The organism is Craurococcus roseus (genome assembly GCF_039523795.1).
Classification (GTDB): Bacteria; Pseudomonadota; Alphaproteobacteria; order Acetobacterales; family Acetobacteraceae; genus Craurococcus; species Craurococcus roseus.
The window spans coordinates 11,965-27,377 of the sequence record NZ_BAAAFZ010000021.1 but is presented as its reverse complement, the minus strand read 5'-3'; the positions used below and the strand labels follow the sequence as shown (position 1 = coordinate 27,377).

Annotated in this window: 19 protein-coding genes and 1 pseudogene; 8 read left to right on the top strand and 12 right to left on the bottom strand. The window is 73.6% G+C overall.

Annotation, left to right across the window (positions count from 1 at the left end):
* Positions 1–113: 113 nt before the first annotated feature.
* The 4 genes and pseudogenes from ABD067_RS09245 to ABD067_RS09230 all read right to left on the bottom strand — a co-directional run bounded on the left by ABD067_RS09245 (position 114) and on the right by ABD067_RS09230 (position 3,482).
* Positions 114–1,358, bottom strand: coding sequence for a PAS domain-containing protein (locus ABD067_RS09245; protein WP_343894955.1), 1,245 nt, complete (start codon positions 1,356–1,358; stop codon positions 114–116).
* Positions 1,359–1,366: 8 nt separating this feature from the next.
* Positions 1,367–2,113, bottom strand: coding sequence for a class I SAM-dependent methyltransferase (locus ABD067_RS09240; protein WP_343894954.1), 747 nt, complete (start codon positions 2,111–2,113; stop codon positions 1,367–1,369).
* On the bottom strand, positions 2,097–2,756 hold the full coding sequence (locus ABD067_RS09235; protein ID WP_343894953.1) for a methyltransferase domain-containing protein: 660 nt from the start codon (positions 2,754–2,756) through the stop codon (positions 2,097–2,099). Before ABD067_RS09235 ends, ABD067_RS09240 begins: the two co-directional genes overlap by 17 nt.
* A 183-nt stretch (positions 2,757–2,939) precedes the next feature.
* Positions 2,940–3,482, bottom strand: a pseudogene (locus ABD067_RS09230) (phosphate-starvation-inducible PsiE family protein).
* A 173-nt stretch (positions 3,483–3,655) separates the two neighbouring features.
* Here ABD067_RS09230 and ABD067_RS09225 point away from each other — a divergent pair.
* Positions 3,656–4,234, top strand: a complete 579-nt coding sequence (locus ABD067_RS09225; RefSeq protein WP_343894952.1) for an Hsp20/alpha crystallin family protein — start codon at positions 3,656–3,658, stop codon at positions 4,232–4,234.
* A gap of 96 nt (positions 4,235–4,330) precedes the next feature.
* On the top strand, positions 4,331–4,852 hold the full coding sequence (locus tag ABD067_RS09220) for a PRC-barrel domain-containing protein (RefSeq protein ID WP_343894951.1): 522 nt from the start codon (positions 4,331–4,333) through the stop codon (positions 4,850–4,852).
* 17 nt (positions 4,853–4,869) lie between these two features.
* On the opposite strand, the gene ABD067_RS09215 is transcribed toward ABD067_RS09220, so the two are convergent.
* The gene (locus ABD067_RS09215) at positions 4,870–5,691 is read right to left on the bottom strand and encodes a trypsin-like serine peptidase (RefSeq protein WP_343894950.1); all 822 of its coding nucleotides are present in this window, start codon (positions 5,689–5,691) and stop codon (positions 4,870–4,872) included.
* Positions 5,688–6,437 (bottom strand): NAD-dependent deacylase, encoded by a 750-nt coding sequence (locus ABD067_RS09210; RefSeq protein WP_343894949.1) that lies wholly within the window; start codon positions 6,435–6,437, stop codon positions 5,688–5,690. The genes ABD067_RS09215 and ABD067_RS09210 overlap by 4 nt, the downstream gene beginning before the upstream one ends.
* A 257-nt stretch (positions 6,438–6,694) precedes the next feature.
* On the opposite strand from ABD067_RS09210, the gene ABD067_RS09205 reads away from it, so the two are divergent.
* Together ABD067_RS09205 and ABD067_RS09200 are read left to right on the top strand one after the other, a co-directional pair.
* Complete coding sequence (locus ABD067_RS09205; protein WP_343894948.1) at positions 6,695–6,958, top strand: hypothetical protein; 264 nt, start codon at positions 6,695–6,697, stop codon at positions 6,956–6,958.
* Between the two features lie 58 nt (positions 6,959–7,016).
* Positions 7,017–7,883 (top strand): hypothetical protein, encoded by an 867-nt coding sequence (locus ABD067_RS09200; protein WP_343894947.1) that lies wholly within the window; start codon positions 7,017–7,019, stop codon positions 7,881–7,883.
* A gap of 21 nt (positions 7,884–7,904) precedes the next feature.
* Here ABD067_RS09200 and ABD067_RS09195 read toward each other — a convergent pair whose 3' ends face one another.
* The 4 genes from ABD067_RS09195 to ABD067_RS09180 all read right to left on the bottom strand — a co-directional run bounded on the left by ABD067_RS09195 (position 7,905) and on the right by ABD067_RS09180 (position 11,123).
* Positions 7,905–9,218 carry a CAP domain-containing protein gene (locus ABD067_RS09195; protein WP_343894946.1) on the bottom strand — a complete coding sequence of 438 codons (1,314 nt, stop codon included), beginning with the start codon at positions 9,216–9,218 and terminating at the stop codon, positions 7,905–7,907.
* Between the two features lie 114 nt (positions 9,219–9,332).
* Positions 9,333–9,815, bottom strand: coding sequence for a copper chaperone PCu(A)C (locus ABD067_RS09190; RefSeq protein ID WP_343894945.1), 483 nt, complete (start codon positions 9,813–9,815; stop codon positions 9,333–9,335).
* 21 nt (positions 9,816–9,836) lie between these two features.
* A complete protein-coding gene (gene thpR / locus ABD067_RS09185; protein ID WP_343894944.1) occupies positions 9,837–10,403 on the bottom strand; it encodes an RNA 2',3'-cyclic phosphodiesterase in 567 nt (188 codons plus the stop codon).
* Positions 10,404–10,415: 12 nt separating this feature from the next.
* Entirely contained in the window at positions 10,416–11,123 is a 708-nt protein-coding gene (locus ABD067_RS09180; protein WP_408871530.1) for an arylesterase, read from the bottom strand.
* Positions 11,124–11,148: 25 nt separating this feature from the next.
* Between ABD067_RS09180 and ABD067_RS09175 the strand changes: the two genes are divergently transcribed.
* The 4 genes from ABD067_RS09175 (at position 11,149) to ABD067_RS09160 (ending at position 13,467) form a co-directional block, all read left to right on the top strand.
* Positions 11,149–11,892: an ABC transporter ATP-binding protein gene (locus tag ABD067_RS09175; RefSeq protein ID WP_343894943.1), complete on the top strand. Its 744-nt coding sequence runs from the start codon at positions 11,149–11,151 to the stop codon at positions 11,890–11,892.
* A 35-nt stretch (positions 11,893–11,927) separates the two neighbouring features.
* Entirely contained in the window at positions 11,928–12,089 is a 162-nt protein-coding gene (locus ABD067_RS09170) for a DUF6726 family protein (protein WP_343894942.1), read from the top strand.
* Between the two features lie 283 nt (positions 12,090–12,372).
* Entirely contained in the window at positions 12,373–12,864 is a 492-nt protein-coding gene (locus ABD067_RS09165; RefSeq protein WP_343894941.1) for a DUF4214 domain-containing protein, read from the top strand.
* Positions 12,865–12,969: 105 nt separating this feature from the next.
* Positions 12,970–13,467, top strand: coding sequence for a DUF4214 domain-containing protein (locus tag ABD067_RS09160; protein WP_343894940.1), 498 nt, complete (start codon positions 12,970–12,972; stop codon positions 13,465–13,467).
* Between the two features lie 27 nt (positions 13,468–13,494).
* Here ABD067_RS09160 and ABD067_RS09155 read toward each other — a convergent pair whose 3' ends face one another.
* The gene (locus ABD067_RS09155) at positions 13,495–14,367 is read right to left on the bottom strand and encodes a DMT family transporter (RefSeq protein WP_343894939.1); all 873 of its coding nucleotides are present in this window, start codon (positions 14,365–14,367) and stop codon (positions 13,495–13,497) included.
* Entirely contained in the window at positions 14,364–15,413 is a 1,050-nt protein-coding gene (gene mltG / locus ABD067_RS09150) for an endolytic transglycosylase MltG (RefSeq protein ID WP_343894938.1), read from the bottom strand. The genes ABD067_RS09155 and mltG overlap by 4 nt, the downstream gene beginning before the upstream one ends.

The following is a 15,413-nucleotide window of genomic DNA, read 5'->3' as shown; positions in this document are numbered from 1 at the left end:
GCGCCGGTTGTGGGAAATGGCGTTGCGGGCGGCCGGGGCCACCGCGCCGGCAAGGGCCGGGCTCCCCCATGTAATCGGTTCGGGCCGGTGGAGTTCCGGCGCGACCGGGCGGTTCAGCGGCCCGGCCGCGCCGCGACGGGGCGCAGCGTCGCTTGGAGCGGGAAGTCGAAGCGCCACGCCGCGTCGAAGCCGCGCGGCAGGATCGCGCCGATGCCGCTCCAATCGTCGGTGACGGCGTTGCCGCGGCCGAGCTGTTCGCCGAGGAGGCAGTAGCCGACCTCGCGGCGCTCCGGCGGGCCGGTGCAGGGCTCGTGCCGGAGGGCGATGCGGTCGGCGCCGCGCAGCTCGATGGCCTTCACGATGCGCGGGCGCCCCTCGTCGAAGGCCGACCAGCCGATCCCGTCCAGCGCCGCCCGGTTCGCCTTCAAGGCGCGGCCCCGGTCGTGCTCCACCACGGCCACCGTCGTTTCCGCGCCTTCCGCCACGGCCTCCGCGATGCGCGGCCCGGCGCCGGGCAGGCCGGCAAAGAATGAACTGTCGCGCCGCGGTCGCAGGTGCCGCGCGATGGCGTAGGCGGCACGGCGGGCGAAGGCGCGGAGGTCCTCGGGGTCGCGGTGCGCCCAGTCGCGGCCGTTGTCCCGCGGCTCGCTGTCGGCGGTCTGCGCGACCGCCAGGCGGAAGTTCCGCGCCGGGTCGTCCGCGACCTCCGCGAGCGCGGCGCGCACGGCGCGGTGGCCTTCCGCGCTGTCGCCGAAGGGGATGGGCGCCCAGCCGTAGGCCGGCAGCCCGCCCGGCCCCGCCGCGGGGCGGCCGAAGGCGGCGCGGGTCAGCGACAGGTGGCGGCGGATGGCCGCGGCGTGGGCGGCGGCGTCGCGCATCCGCATCCGCCGGCTGTCGTCCTCGGTGTGGAGCCACAGGATTCCGAGGCAATCGGCGCGGTCGCGCTCCGTCATCAGGTCGCGCACGAAGCGGTCGAGCGCCTCGCCGGCGGCGCCGCGCCGCCAGCGCGATGGGTGGACGCCCGGCTCGTGCAGCAGGAACGCGTCGCGGTCGTCGGGCGCCCAGAGCGGCGTGCCGCCGCGCGCCGTGGCCATCGCGGGGCTCCGGTGGAAGCCGTCCCACAGGGCGTAGCCGTCAAGGTCCTTGATGCCGGCCAGGCGCGGGTCGAACCGCGCCCGCTCGATGCCGAGCAGGGCGGCGAGCCCTTCGTTCAACGTCCGGATGCCGCCGTCGTCGATGAAGAAGCCGGCGTTGCTTTGCCCGGTGACGAGCAGCCCGGCCTTCCCCGTCATCGAGGCGGCGGCGGCGGTCAACGCGGCGCCGGTGAGGAGGGCGCCGCGGCGGCCGATGCGCGGCACGGGCGGCCTTACCTCGTGTCCCCGCACGGGCGGATGCGCTCCGGTTCGGGCGGCTCGGCCGGGGGCTCGAACACCGCGAGGTAGACGGAGCGGCCCTCGATCCAGTGCCATGCCGCTTCCCGGTAGCCGACGGCGGCGAGTTCGCACACCAGCAGCGCGCGCGGCGTGCCGTGCGCCCGGACGGGGCCGTCCACGTCCAGGATCGCCACTCTTCCGCCGGGGCGCATCGCCGTGGCGAGATTGGCGAGGAGACCGAAGGGCTGCGCGATCTCGTGGTACATGTGGACCAGCAACGCCACGTCCACCGAGCGCGGCGGCAGGCGCGGGTCGTGCGGCTCGCCGAGCACGAGCGACACGTTGGACAGGCGTTCACGCGCCACGCGCTGGCGCAGGCGGTCGAGGTACTTCCGCTCGATGTCCTGGGCGAAGACGCGGCCTTCGGGGCCGACGCGGCGTGAAAGGCGGCCGACATAGTAGCCCGCGCCGGCGCCGATGTCGGCCGCCGCCATGCCGGGGCGGATGGCGAGCAGATCCATCACCTTGGCCGCTTCGCCGGCGCGCTCGCGGCTGTCCTCGCTCGCCCACTGGTCGGACACGATGCCGGCGACCGGCCGCTCCGGCTTGGGGAAGCGCTCGGCGGCGAGGCCGGGCGGCGCCGGCGCGACGGGCTCAGGCGCGGCGGCGGACCAGGCGGAGACGGCGAGCGCGACGGCCGCCACCCCGGCCAGCAAGACGCGGCTAACGGCGGTCCGCATCGCTCTCGCCCGCCGCGGTGCGGCCGACCACGGCCCAGAGCGGGTCGCTCCCCCAGCGGCCGGGCGGGGCGAGTTCCAGCGCCTGCACGCTCGGGAAGCCTGCGCGCTGGAGGTAGAGCGACACCAGACCGCATTGGTCCGGCCCCTCGAGGGCCTGCCAGATGGCGACCGCCTTGGTGGGGAAGCAGCGGTTGGAGAAGGCGGCCGCTATGACGCCGCCCGGGCGCAGCACCCGCGCCACCTCGCGCAGCACCTCGACGGGCCGCTGGAGGTACTGGATGGAAACGCAGATCGCGGCGGCGTCCACGCTCCTGTCGGGCAGCGGCAGCGCGGGGTCGCGGTTCAGGTCCTGCACGAACCAGCGGCTCAGGCGCGGGTTGGCGGCCAGCTCCTCGGCGTTCATGCCGTGGCCGATGACCTCGGCGTACTCCACGTTGTCCGGCAGGTGGCTGACCCAGCTCGACATCAGGTCGAGCACGGCGCCGCCGGCGGGGAAGACGCGGCGGTACAGGTCGGTGACGGCGGCGATGGCGCCGTCGTCGATGTGGGTGACGAAGCGGGGCTCGGCGTAGAAGCCGGCGTCCGGCGACGGGTCTGCCTTGGCGAAGGCGCGCGGCGGCAGCTCCGGCAGGCTGTCGGCCATGGTGGGGGTGTGCTCCGTTGGAGCGGTGGGAACGGCGGTGCGGGCGCGGTGGTTGCCGTCCGGCACGGCGCCTTGCTGCTTTGCCTACTCGCCCGCCCTCGCCGGTCGCTTCCGGACAAAAGGCGCGGCCCGGGCGTTGGCTGGCGCCGGTGTGCCATCCCGCGGCCGGTCGGCGCGAGCGTTTCAGCCGCCGCCGGACGCTTCAGCGTCGCGGCGGTCCTGGCCGCCGACGAGCCAGTAGACGCCGCCGAGCGCCAGCGCGGCTCCTGCCAAGCCGAGCAGCGTGGTGTGCTCCACCTCCTTCAGGTCAAGGATGAGGAACTTGCGGGCGATCGCCAGCAGGGCGATCAGGACGACGGTGCGCACCTGCACTATGCTTCAGCGCCGCTCCAGCACGCCGAGCAGGGTGTGGTTGAACTCCAGCGCTATCAGCACGGTCACGATCATGCCGAAGATCGCCTGGAACACCGCGGGCTCGGCGGGGTCCACAACGCCGAGCAGCAGGAGCTGCCCGACCCGGATCAGCAGCACGGCGAGCGAGGCGACCACCACGCCCGAGATCACCACGGTCAAGGCGAGGCAGACGACCTGCTCGAAACGCTCGTAGAAGCCGAGGCCGGGCCAGGCCGCGCGCGTTTCGGCGAGGGCGTCGTGCAGCGCGGTCCGGTGCCGCGCCGCCGCCGCCCGGGCGCCGCCGTCCTCCACCCGTTGCACGCCGTCCGCCATCCTCGATCCCCTGTCGCGCCCCCTTCCGCCCTAACCGCGCGGAAGGCCGCCGGTTCGGGCCGCGCGGCGTGGATGCGTTGTCACAGAAGGGCAAGGAACCTATTGGCTTTGCTCGCATTTCCCGGGCGGATGGACACACCGCGCGAGCGGCAAGCCAAGAGGAGGAAAACGCGATGCTTTCCCGCTTCCTCAACCCGCAAGGCGGGCCCGTGCAGCAGAGCAACGACCCCTTCAGCCTGTTCCAGCGCGAGGTGAACCGCGCCTTTGACGAGGTGTTCCGCGGCTTCCCGGCCGTGGGCGGGCGCGGCGCCGCCGGCTTGGGCGGCTTCGCGCCGAACCTCGACGTGCGCGAGACCGAGCAGGGCCTGGAGGTCGCCGCCGAGCTGCCCGGCATGTCCGAGAAGGACATCGACCTGCGGCTGGAAGGCGATCTGCTGACCTTGTCCGGCGAGAAGAAGGACGAGCGGACGCAGGAGCAGGGCGGGCTGCACCTGACGGAGCGCAGCTTCGGCCGCTTCCAGCGCGCCTTCCGCTTGCCCTTCCAGCCCAACCCCGAGCAGGTGCAAGCGCAGTTCGAAAAGGGCGTCCTGCGCATCACCCTGCCCAAGCCGCAACAGCAGCAGGGCGGCGGGCGCATCCAGATCCGGGCCGGTGGCGGCGGCGGCGGACAGCAGCAGATCGGCGGCCAAGGCGGCGCGGCGCAGTCCGCCTCGAACGATGCGGCAGCGGGCGGCCAAGCCAAGTCCGCCTGACGGCGGGACGCCTCCGGGGTGATCGAAACGCGGGGCGCCGTGGTGCGGGGGGCCGCGTGGCCGCACGGTCCTCCTGCCATCTCAAAAGGAATCTACATGCTGAAACGTTTCTCGCTGAAGGCCTGTTTCGGCGCGGCGCTCGCGGGCGCCTTGCTCGCCCAGGTGCCTTCGACGGCACCGGCGCAAGGCCAGCCCGACGGCGCCCGACAGACGCTGCCGGGCTGGGGCGGGACGCAACCGCTGCAATCGGGGCAGGCGCCGCCGCCGGGCGGCGGGCTGGTCGCGGTGGTTCCTGGGCAGGTGGTGGTGACCTACTACGCCGTGCAGCCGGCCGACATGACGGCGTCGGGCCTGATGCGCACCGACGTCTACAACCTCCAGGATGAGCGGCTCGGCAAGATCGAGGACTTGGTGATCGGCGGGGGACGGGAAATCGCCGCGATAGTGATCGGTGTGGGCGGTTTCCTCGGCATCGGCGAGCGCTACGCGGCCCTGCCGCCGAGCGCGGTGGTGCTCACGCGCCAGCCGAACGGCTCCATGCGCGCGGTGGTGGACGCGACGCGCGACCAACTGCGGAACTCGCCCGAGTTCAAGTACGAAGGCCACATCCGCCGCTGAGCCGCCCGGCCGGTCGGTCAGGGCAAGAGCGCGGCCGGCAGCGTCCCGGCGGGCACGGCCACCCCTTGCGCCGCGCCCGCCGACATGGCCGAGGCGACGCCCACCACCTCCCACTTCCCGTCCCGGCCTCGCGCCAGCAGCGGCGCGCCGCTCGCGCCGCGGGTGCCGGCGCAGCCGTGCGCCAGCAACGGCAGGTTCCGCGCGCCCTGTTGCAGGCCGATGGCGCGGCAGCCCGTGTCCGCGAGCAGCGCCTCCGGCCGATCCTGCTGGTAGCCGGCGAACATCAGCCCGGTGCCGGACTGCGGCGCGTCGCGCCGGAGCCGCAGCGCCCGCCCTTCGCCCAGCGGCGCGTCGAGGGTGAGCAGCGCCCAATCGGCGCCGAGGGGGCCGCCGAACGGGCTGTCGCGGTCGAGCGCGAAGCCTTCGCCCATAGTGAAGGACACGACGCGCGCGCGCGCCGACCATTCGCCGAGGTGGTAGCCGAGTAGGAAGTGGACGGTGCCGGGCCGCACCACCTGGCGCGAGCGCGGGCCGAACAGGCAGTGCGCCGCGGTGAGCACCGTGCGCGGGCCGACCAGCACGCCGGTGCAGCGCCCGCCCACTTCGAGCTGCACGCGGCCGAGGGCGCTCCAGGGTTCGGCGCGCACGTCCACGGGCCGGCGCGGGTCGGCCGCGCCGATGCCGGGCCGCAGCACGCCGCGCTGGATGGTGCGCCCGTCCTGCGCGGGGCCGGGGGCGGCCGCGGCAGCAGGGGGCGTCGCGTTCGCGGGCGCGGTCGCGGCGGCGGCCCTCGCCGCCGCCGCGGCGGCGGCGAGCAGCGCCAACGGGAGATGCCTCACGCGCCGGGTCCGTGGCGCCGCAGCACCTCTTCCACGAACTCAGGCACCAGCCGCGTCGCCGGCCCGTGCCGCGCCTCATCGAACATCGCGCTTCCTTCCGAGGGTTCCAGGTTCAATTCCACCGTGCGGGCTCCGCGGCCGCGCGCTTCGGCGACGAAGCCGGCGGCGGGGTAAACGCTGCCCGAGGTGCCGATGGAGACGAAGAGGCCGCAACCCGCCAGCGCTTCCTCGATCCGCTCCATGCCGAGCGGCACCTCGCCGAACCAGACGACGTGCGGGCGCAAGGCCCCGCGTCGGCCGCAGGCGGGGCAGGGCGGCCCGTCCGCCAAACGCTGCGGGCTCGGCTCCACCGCGCCGCAGCGCAGGCAGCGTGCCTTGGCGAGTTCGCCGTGCATGTGCAGCAGGCGCGCGGACCCGGCGCGGTCGTGCAGGTCGTCCACGTTCTGCGTGACCAGCAGGAAATCGCCGGGCCAGCGCCGGTCCAGCTCCGCCAGCGCGAGGTGCGCCGCGTTGGGCGCCACGGCGGGGTCGGCGAGCTGGGCGCGGCGGGCGTCGTAGAACGCCTGCACGCGGGCCGGGTCGCGCGCGAAGGCTTCCGGCGTCGCCACGTCCTCGATCCGCACGCGCTGCCAGATGCCGTCCGGGTCGCGGAAGGTGGCGAGGCCGCTCTCGCGCGAGACGCCGGCGCCGGTCAGGACGACGATGCCGGGCGGCGGCGCGGCGGCGCCTTCAGATGGCCGCGTCACGAGGCGGGCGGCGCCGGCGGCGGGTTGGGGGCCAGGAGGTTAGGCATGTGGTGGAATGTTACACTTCACGTCGCTGGATGGCCAGCCGCGGCACGCGCGCCGACCACCATGCCGCCCGGTCCGTGGCCGTTCCGGCGAGGGTGGACGCGGACCGTGTTCAGGGCATGAACGCGAGATTGAACCCCGTTCGAGGCGTGGGGTAGGATTCCAGCCCGGGCTTCGGCGCTTCCGCCGGCGCCGGAGGGAGGTAACGGGAAATGCCACGCCGCACGGACGGCCCCGCTTGGGGGCCGAAGGAACCCGTGTTCACCACCTTGGCCTTGGGCGAGGAAGGCGACCCCGACCCCTACCCCGATCCGGTCCATTCGCCCGAGGAGCCCGTCTTCACGACCTTGGCCGTGGGCGAGGAAGGCGACCCCGATCCCCGCCCCGATCCGGTCCACCTGCCCGAAGAGCCGGTCTTCACCACGCTCGCGCTGGGCGAGGAGGGCGATCCGGGGCTCGATCCTTGGGGCGCTTGAGCGGCGGCGGCGCGTCCCGGCGCGCGCCCGGGCGGGTCAGGGCCTCGCCCTGATCCTGGTGGCCGGCGGGGACGCCGACCCGAACCTTTCGCGCCTGCTGCGATGCCTCGCCGTCCGCGGCGTCGACCACCTCGCGCTCCTCGCGGGCGCGGGCGGTTCGCCGCGCCTTGCGTGGCGGCTGGCCGACGACAGCTTGTGGATCGGCGGCGTCGTCGCCAAGCCCACGGCCGTGTTCCTGCGCCACGACGTCTTCGCGCACATGGCGGACGGGCGGGCGGAGAGCCGAGCGCGCGCGGGCCGATGGTACCAAGCCGTGCTGTCCTGGGCGCTGGCGCACGAGGAGGTCGCGTTCCCCAACCGAGCGTACGGCGCCCGGCAGGCGACCAAGCCGCACATCCTGCGCTTGGCGGCGCGGTCGGGCCTCGCCGTGCCCGAAACCTTGGTCACCAATGACACCGAGGCGTTCGGGCCGGAGGAAGCCGCGGGGTGGATCGCCAAGCCGGTGAACGGCGGGGAGCACACGCGGCCGCTCGACGATGCGCTCGCGGACGCGGAATGGCGCCGCCGGGCGGGCGCGGAGCCCACCATCGTCCAGCGCCGCTTGGTCGGGCCGGAACTGCGGGTGTACAGGGTCGGCGAACGTTGGTTCGCCTTCGCCTTGCGCTCGGGGGCGCTCGATTACCGGACCGATGCCCGCGTGGAGGTGGCGGTTGTGCCGGCGCCGGCACCGCTGACCGCGCCGCTCGGGCGGCTGATGGACGGGCTCGGCCTGGACTTCGGCGCCGCCGACTTCAAGACGTGCCCCGACACCGGCCGCCACCTGTTCCTGGAAGTGAACTCGGCGCCGATGTTCGCCGGCTTCGACCGCGTGGCCGGGGGCGCCCTGTGCGGCGCCATCGTGGATTGGCTGGCCGCCCCGGCGTGACGGGCCGGGGCGGCCGGCGGTTCAGAGCAGGAAGTCGTCGGCGGCGAGGCCGGTCGCGCCCTGCACCCGGAAGGACAGGACGCCGGCGCCGGTGTCGGCTTCGACGGTGATGGTGCCGTCGCTGCCCCGGCTGGTCCGCACCGTGCCGGGCTGGTAGGCGACGAAGGCGATGCCGTCCGCGAACAGGAAGGCTTGGTCGCCGGCGGCCGTGGCGTCGGCGTCGATGGCCGAGAGGTCGATCTCGTCGCCCTGGGACCGCGTGAAGTCCTGGATGCGGTCGTTGCCGTCGGCGGCGGACGCGAACACGAAGGCGTCCGCGCCGGCGCCGCCGATCAGCACGTCGCCCCCCGAGCCGCCCGCGAGGCGGTCGGCCCCGTCGCCGCCCATGAGCGCGTCGTAGCCCGCGCCGCCGAGCAGCGTGTCGTCGCCGGCGGAGCCGTGCAGGCGGTCGTCGCCGCCTTCGCCCGTGATGCTGTCGTTGCCGGCGCCGCCGGTGAGCGTGTCGGCCGCTCCGGTGCCGCGCAGGACGGTCGCGGCCGGCGGGGGCGGCGCGTTGGCGTCGGCGTCGAGGTCCAGCTTCACGTTGGCCGAGCCGATCTTCGCCGTTTTCACGACGGAGGCGGCCAAGCCGCCGCCGGAGAAGGTGACGGTGTAGTCGCCGGCGGGGAGGGCGATCTGGTAGCCGCCGGCGTCCCAGGTGGCGGTGGAATAGGTCGCGCCGGCGCTCGACTTGATCGAGAGGTTCAGCTTACCCAGGCCCTCGCCCGGGTCATAGAAGCGGTCGCCGTCCTTGTCGTCGAAGGTGACGCCGGTGAGGAAGGTCGAGGCGCCGGAGCGGGCGAAGTTCTGCGTCGCGTCCGTGCCGTTCGAGCCCTTGTACTCACCGAAGCCGATGCCGATCCCGACCTCCTTGAAGGCGTCGCTGAGGATGTTGGTCCGGTGGCCGGCGCTCTTGAACAGGCCGTCGTGGAAGCCTTCGACAAGCGCGTTGGACGCGGAGGGCGTGCCGCCCCAGCGGATGGAGATGTTCTCGCCCCAGGTCCAACTTCCGGTAAAGGCGTAGCCGGCGGCCTTCATGCGATCGCCGGCGGAACTGCCGTTGGCGCCGGTGTGGCTGAAGGTGTCCGTTGCGAGCATCCAGTCGCTGTGGGTCTGGGCGCTGTCGTTCAGGAACTGGTTCATCGCCAGCGGCTGCTTGGCGGTGTTGGCGATGGTGCCAACCGAAAGCCCTTGGTTGAGGTCGATGCCGAGCCGGGTGGCCTCCGCGCCTGGGTTGGCGCGGGCGCGGTTCACGAGCTCCAGGAAATACTGCTCGTAGGCGGTCGGCTGGGCCATCGGGGCTGTCCTCTCGGAACCACGGCGTATCCGTCATGCTTGCATAACTAATACGTGTATTCCAAGACTTGAAATCTCTCCTTGGTTGTGCTTGGGCGGTTGCGCGGCCGGCGGTCAGTGCCGGTGCGGCGCCGGTTCCCTCGCGCCCGCGGCCTGCACGGGAAACGTCACCTGCACCTCGCCGGCGCGCTCGAAGCGGAGCGTCACGGGCACGGCTTCCCCTTGGCGCAGCGGCTGGGACAGGCCGATCAGCATGAGGTGGAAGCCGCCGGGGCGGAGCGTCACCGTTTGCCCGGTCCGGATCTCGATGGCGTCCACGGCGCGCATCCGCATGACGTCGCCGTCGCGGATCATGCTGTGCAGTTCCATCGCGCGCGCCACCGGGCTGGAAGCGGAGAGCAGGCGGTCCGCCGCCGAGCCGCGGTTGCTGATCTCCATGAAGCCGGCGGCGGTCGCGCCCTGGCCGGCGGCGCGTGTCCAGGGCTGCTGGATCGTCAGGTCGCCGGCGCGCGTGGCGCCGGGGTGGTCCTGTTGAGCGGCGGAGGGCGCGGCGAAGAGCGGCGCCGCCGAGGCAGCGAGTAACGAGCGGCGAAGCATGGGTGACTCCCAGGAAGCGGATCAGGCCCGGAGCGCGGCGGCCGGTTTGGGTTCGAGGAGGCCGTACTCGACTTCCCGCGCGTAGGCCGCCTGCTCCTTGCCCAGGCGGGAGGAGTACAAGGCGAAGCCGTCCACGGGAACCGGCGCCGCCCGGAACAGGTTGTGCGCCTGCACGAAGGCGATGACCTTGCCCTGCTCCGCGCGCTCCGTCCGCGCGAGGGTGACGTGCGGAGAGAAGCGGCGGCGCTCCGGCTCAAGCCCGATGCGTTGCAGCGCCGTTTCCACCTTGGCTTGCAGGAACATCAGCGGCTCCGTCTTTTCCACCCCCACCCAGAGCGCGGCGACGCGCCCGGCCTTCTGGAAGGTGCCGACGCCGCGGAGCGTCAGGTCGAAGGCGGGCGCGCGGATGCAGGCGAGCGCCTCGTCAATCTCCTGCGCCTGCCAGCCCGGCACCTCGCCGATGAATCGGAGGGTGAGGTGATAATTCTCCTCCGGCACCCAGCGGGCGCCGGGGATGCCGCCGCACATGGAGGACAACTCGTCGCAGAGTTCTTCCGGCAGGCCGAGGGCTACGAAGAGGCGGATCATGGCGGGTGCTCCTCAGCCAGCCGGCGCAGCGGGGACGCGTGCGAGCAAGGTCTCGACCGCGGGGAGGATGCGGCGCACCACCTCCTCCACGCCGCGGGCGTTGGGGTGGATGCCGTCCGGCTGGTTCAGCGCCGGGTCGGCGGCGACGCCGTCGAGGAAGAAAGGGTAGAAGACGACCTGCGGCCGTTCGCGCGCGAGGTCGGCGAAGGTGGCCAGGAATTCGCGGCCGTACTCCGTGCCGAGGTTGGGGGGCGCCACCATCCCCGCCAGCAGGGTCGGGATGTTGCGCGCGGCCAGCTTGTCGAGGATGGCGGCGAGGTTGGCGCGGCTGTCCCGCGGCGGCAGCCCGCGCAAGCCGTCGTTGCCGCCGAGTTCGACCAGGGCGGCGTGCGGTTGCTCTGCCAGCGCCCAATCGAGGCGGGCGAGGCCCCCCGCCGTGGTGTCGCCGGACACGCCCGCGTCCAGCACCCGCACGTTGTGGCCTCGCGCCCGCAGCGCCGCTTCCAGGCGCGGCACGAAGCCCTGGCCGGCGGGGAGGCCGTAGCCGGCGGTGAGGCTGTCGCCGAGCGCGAGGAGGCGGATCTGGCCGCCACCGGCGCCTCGCTGCGCTGGCGCCGCCCGCGGGCGGGCGAGGGCGGCGGCCAGGATCGAGAGGAGAATCGCGCGCCGGCCATTGTCTGGCGCGACCGCGGCATGACATTCCGAGGCTGATCCCGACACCGCTGGTTGGAACCTCCTCGGCGCCATGGATGCCATAGCAAGCGAACCCCGATCCCTCGGTGCCGGCCTTGCCGAAGACCTCATCGCCGCAACGGACCTTCGGTTCAGCGTGGCCGGGGCGGCGGGGCCGGTCAACATACTGCGGGGCCTCGACCTCCGGATCGGCCGGGGGGAGGCGGTTGGACTGGTGGGGCCCTCCGGTTCAGGGAAAACGTCGTTGCTCATGCTGCTGGCGGGGTTGGAAAAGCCGAGCGGCGGGGCGCTGCGCGTCGCCGACCAGGACCTGGCGGCGATGGGCGAGGACGCGCTGGCGCGCTTCCGGCGGGAGCACGTGGGCATCGTGTTCCAGGCCTTCCACTTGGTGCCGACCATGACGGCGCTGGAGAACGTGGCGGTGCCGCTGGAATTCGCGGGCCGCGCCGACGCTTTCGACCGCGCGGAGGCGGCCTTGCGCGAGGTGGGGCTCGGCCACCGGCTCGGCCACTACCCGGGCCAGCTCTCCGGTGGCGAGCAGCAACGGGCGGCGCTGGCCCGCGCGGTGGTGGCGGAACCGCCGTTGCTCCTGGCCGACGAGCCCACCGGCAACCTCGACCGCGGGACGGGGGCGCAGGTGATGGGCCTGATCTTCGGCCTGCGCGAGCGACTGGGCACCACTTTGCTGCTCATCACCCACGATCCGGCGCTGGCAGAACGTTGCGGGCGCGTCGTGCGCATGGAGGACGGGCTGATCGTGGAGGACCGGGAGCGATCGGGCGGTCCGGGGCGTTGAACGAGCGAGGTCTCGAAGCTCCGAAGGAACCCGCCATGCGCTCCGCCACGCTCCTGCTCGCCTGCCTGCTCCTCCTTTCAGGTTGCGGTCTGGTCGCCTTGCCTTTCCGCGTGACCGCCGACGTGGCGCGGATCGTCCCGGTGATCGGCGACCCTGTCGCCGCGCCGTTCGATGCCGTGGGCGACGCCATCGACTGACGCGCCGATCCCGCTTCGCGGGGAAAGGACCGACCGCCCTGCCAGGCACAGGCGGGCGGCTCGACCCCGAAAAAGACGTTTCAGCCTTCCCGGTCGCGGGAGCCGGGGCGGCGAACCGGGGCGTCTGTTCGCGGAGGCCGGCCCCGCGGTCCATCTCTTACCGAGTCGTGATCCAGCGCTCACCCGCCCGTGACCGCTCCTGTCGTTGTGTGCGCAGCGACGTTTGGCCGAGTCGCCGGCCGTTCGCCCCACCCCGCTGGCACGCGGTTTCCATGAGGTGCGAATGTCCGACTCCATTTCTCGCTCCGACGACGACGATCGGGACGACAGCTTCGACGACGACGCCGACGACCGCGGTGGCGCGACCGCGCCCACCCCTGCTCCGGCGGCCCCCGCCCCGGCCAACCCCGCCACGGCCGCGGTCGACGTGCAGGTGGCGCGCCTCTACGACGCGGCATTCAACCGGCTGCCCGACAACGACGGCTTGGCGTTCTGGACCAACGCCCTCGGCGCCGGAACGGGCCTCGACGTCATCGCCGACGCCTTCGTCGCCTCGCCGGAGTTCCAAGACCGGTACCGCGGCACCGACAACGACGACTACGTCGAACGCCTGTACCGGAACGTCCTGGGCCGCGAAGGCGACGACGACGGCGAGGATTACTGGGAGGATCTCCTCGACAGCGGCCGGTTGGACCGCAGCGACGTCCTGCTGGCCTTTTCCCAATCCCCGGAATTCGCGGCCAGGTCCGGGTCCGACGCCGACCCGTTCGGCTGAGGCCGCCGCTGCCGCCGCCCCGCTCGTTTCCTGGGCGGGGCGGCGGGAAACCCCAGCGGTTCCAAGTGTTTATAATTTTCATCAACAACTGCTGGAACAGCCGCCATGTCCGACACCGTGAACCGATTCATCGACGACGCCGTGGATGCCGTGAACCAAGCCGCTGATGACGTCGAGCGGGAAATCCGCGACGCCGCCAACGACGTGGACGACGACGACGGCACCCCGTCCACGACCTCCCCCGCCGCGCAGGTGACGCGGCTCTACGACACTGTGCTCGACCGGACGCCGGACGACGCGGGGCTGACCTTCTGGACCAACGCGCTGCGGGCCGGGGCGGACCTGGACGACTTGGCCGAATTGTTCGTCCGGTCGTCCGAGTTCAGGGACCGCTACGGCGACACGGACAACAGCGAGTTCGTCACCCTGCTCTACCGGAACACCTTGGACCGGGAGCCGGACGCGGCCGGGCAGGCGTTCTGGACCGACGCGCTCGCGGGCGGGAGGGCGGACCGCGACGACGTGGTGCTGGCGTTCTCAGAGTCCGCCGAGCACGTCGCCATCGTCGGCCCGGTGAGCACCGACGACAACCCCTTCATCTGAGCCGGGCGGCGCGGGCGGGGCGGCCGTTCAACCCCGCCGCGTCGCCAACCACACGCCCGCCAGCACCACCGCGCCGCCGCCCAGCACGCGCGGCTCCGTCCACTCGCCGAGCAGCAGGACGCCGAGCAGCGTCGCGCACACCGGTTGCAGGTAGCCCACCATGGAGGCGTCCGTGGCCCGCGCGCGTTGCACCAGGGCAAGGAACAGCGTGAGCGGCACGGCTGAGCCGAACACGGCGAGCGCCGCCACCGCGACCCACGCGCCGGCGGTGGCGGCGCCGACCGGCGGCCCCCCGGGCTCCACGGCGAAAGCGATCAGCGTCGCCGCGATACCGCCTCCGATCTGCTGCCCGAAGGCCAACTCGTCCGCCGCGCCCGGCCGGACCGCGCGCACGTAAACTGTGCCCGACGCGTAGGACAGGGCGACGAGCAGCATCATCAAGGCGCCGGTGCCGCCCGCGCCTCCTGCCGCCACGCCCGGCCCGGCGATGACGGCGATTCCGGCGAAACCCACCAGCAGTCCGGCGACTGTGCGCGGCCCCGGCCGTTCCGCCGGCAAGGCCGCCACCGACAGCACGGCGACCAGCAAAGGGGCCACGGCTTGGATGAGCGCGCCGGCCGCGCTGTCGATGCGCGCCATGGCGGCGGAAGCGAGGATGTTGGGCACCCAGCCGTTGAGGGTGCCAAGGACCAAGGCGTGGCGCAGCATGGCCCCGCGCGGAACGACCGGCCTGCCGCGCAACGCCAGCCACGCCGCGACAACGCACGCCGCGAGCAGCGCCCGGCCGGACGCGATCCACCACGGCGGGATGTCGGCCACCGCGAACCGCATCACCGGGAACGCCGCGCCCCAGAGCGACGAAATCAGCAGGAGCCGCCACCAGAGCGGCCAGCCCGTCATCGTCCGCGCGTCGCGCCGCCGCTCCCGCCGCCGCTCGGCCGTTCGGCGGCCGGACGGTCGCTGCCCCCGCCGCCGCCCGTGCGCTGCCGCTCGATCTCGCGCCAGCGCGCCACGTTGCGGTTGTGATCCTCCAGCGTGCGGGCGAAGGCGTGGCCGCCGGTGCCGTCCGCGACGAAGAACAGGTCGTCCGTCTGCGCCGGCCGCGTCGCGGCACGGAGCGCTTCCCGCCCCGGCGAGGCGATGGGGGCCGGGGGCAGGCCGCGGTTGCGGTAGGTGTTGAAGGGCGTGTCGCGGTCGAGGTCGGCGCGGGTGAGCGGCCGGTCCAGCCCGGCGCCGTTCGACGCGGCGTAGGCCACCGTGGGGTCGGATTGCAGCGGCATCCCGCGCCGGAGGCGGTTGACGTAGACGGCGGCGACGCGCGCCCGTTCCTCCGCCACGCCGGTTTCCTCTTCCACTATGGAGGCGAGCACCAGCGCCTCGCGCGGGGAGGCGAGCGGCAGGTCAGGGACGCGCTCGCGCCACGCCTCCTCCAGCGCCGCGGCCATCGCGGCCTCGGCGCGGCGCACGATCGGCGCGCGGGCCTGGCCGTACTGGTACACGTAGGTGTCGGGCAGCAGCGCACCTTCGGAGATCGCCGGCATCTCGCCGATCAGCCCTTCCGCCTGCTCGAACAGCGCCGTGATCTGGCGCGCGGTGAGTCCCTCCGGGATGGTCAGGCGCCGCTGCACGGGGCGGGCGTTGCGGAGGATGTCGAGCACGTCGCGCAGGCTGGCGCCGGCGGGGAAGACGAACTCGGCGGCGCGCACGCGGCCCTCGCCGCGCGTCAGCAGGCTGGCGACGGCGAAGGCCCGGCTGTCGGCGACCACGCCGTTCCGCAGCAGGGCCGCGCCCACCGCTTCCGTCCCGCCGCGCGGCACCACCACCTGCGCCGGCGCGGCCAGCGGGCCGGGCGCCGTGTAGGCGCGCCAGCCGAACCAAGCGGCCGCGCCGGCCGCGAGGACGAGCAGCAGCAGCGCGCCGCCCAGGACGCGGATGGTCCGGCCCAT

Coding starts and splice junctions, on each gene's coding strand:
- ABD067_RS09175 (WP_343894943.1), top strand. CDS start 11,149: ATGGATGCCATAGCAAGCGAACCCCGATCCCTCGGTGCCGGCCTTGCC.
- ABD067_RS09195 (WP_343894946.1), bottom strand. CDS start 9,218: ATGGCCCAGCCGACCGCCTACGAGCAGTATTTCCTGGAGCTCGTGAAC.
- ABD067_RS09220 (WP_343894951.1), top strand. CDS start 4,331: ATGCTGAAACGTTTCTCGCTGAAGGCCTGTTTCGGCGCGGCGCTCGCG.
- ABD067_RS09225 (WP_343894952.1), top strand. CDS start 3,656: ATGCTTTCCCGCTTCCTCAACCCGCAAGGCGGGCCCGTGCAGCAGAGC.
- thpR (WP_343894944.1), bottom strand. CDS start 10,403: ATGATCCGCCTCTTCGTAGCCCTCGGCCTGCCGGAAGAACTCTGCGAC.
- ABD067_RS09205 (WP_343894948.1), top strand. CDS start 6,695: ATGCCACGCCGCACGGACGGCCCCGCTTGGGGGCCGAAGGAACCCGTG.
- ABD067_RS09170 (WP_343894942.1), top strand. CDS start 11,928: ATGCGCTCCGCCACGCTCCTGCTCGCCTGCCTGCTCCTCCTTTCAGGT.
- ABD067_RS09165 (WP_343894941.1), top strand. CDS start 12,373: ATGTCCGACTCCATTTCTCGCTCCGACGACGACGATCGGGACGACAGC.
- ABD067_RS09190 (WP_343894945.1), bottom strand. CDS start 9,815: ATGCTTCGCCGCTCGTTACTCGCTGCCTCGGCGGCGCCGCTCTTCGCC.
- mltG (WP_343894938.1), bottom strand. CDS start 15,413: ATGGGCCGGACCATCCGCGTCCTGGGCGGCGCGCTGCTGCTGCTCGTC.
- ABD067_RS09240 (WP_343894954.1), bottom strand. CDS start 2,113: ATGCGGACCGCCGTTAGCCGCGTCTTGCTGGCCGGGGTGGCGGCCGTC.
- ABD067_RS09155 (WP_343894939.1), bottom strand. CDS start 14,367: ATGACGGGCTGGCCGCTCTGGTGGCGGCTCCTGCTGATTTCGTCGCTC.
- ABD067_RS09160 (WP_343894940.1), top strand. CDS start 12,970: ATGTCCGACACCGTGAACCGATTCATCGACGACGCCGTGGATGCCGTG.
- ABD067_RS09235 (WP_343894953.1), bottom strand. CDS start 2,756: ATGGCCGACAGCCTGCCGGAGCTGCCGCCGCGCGCCTTCGCCAAGGCA.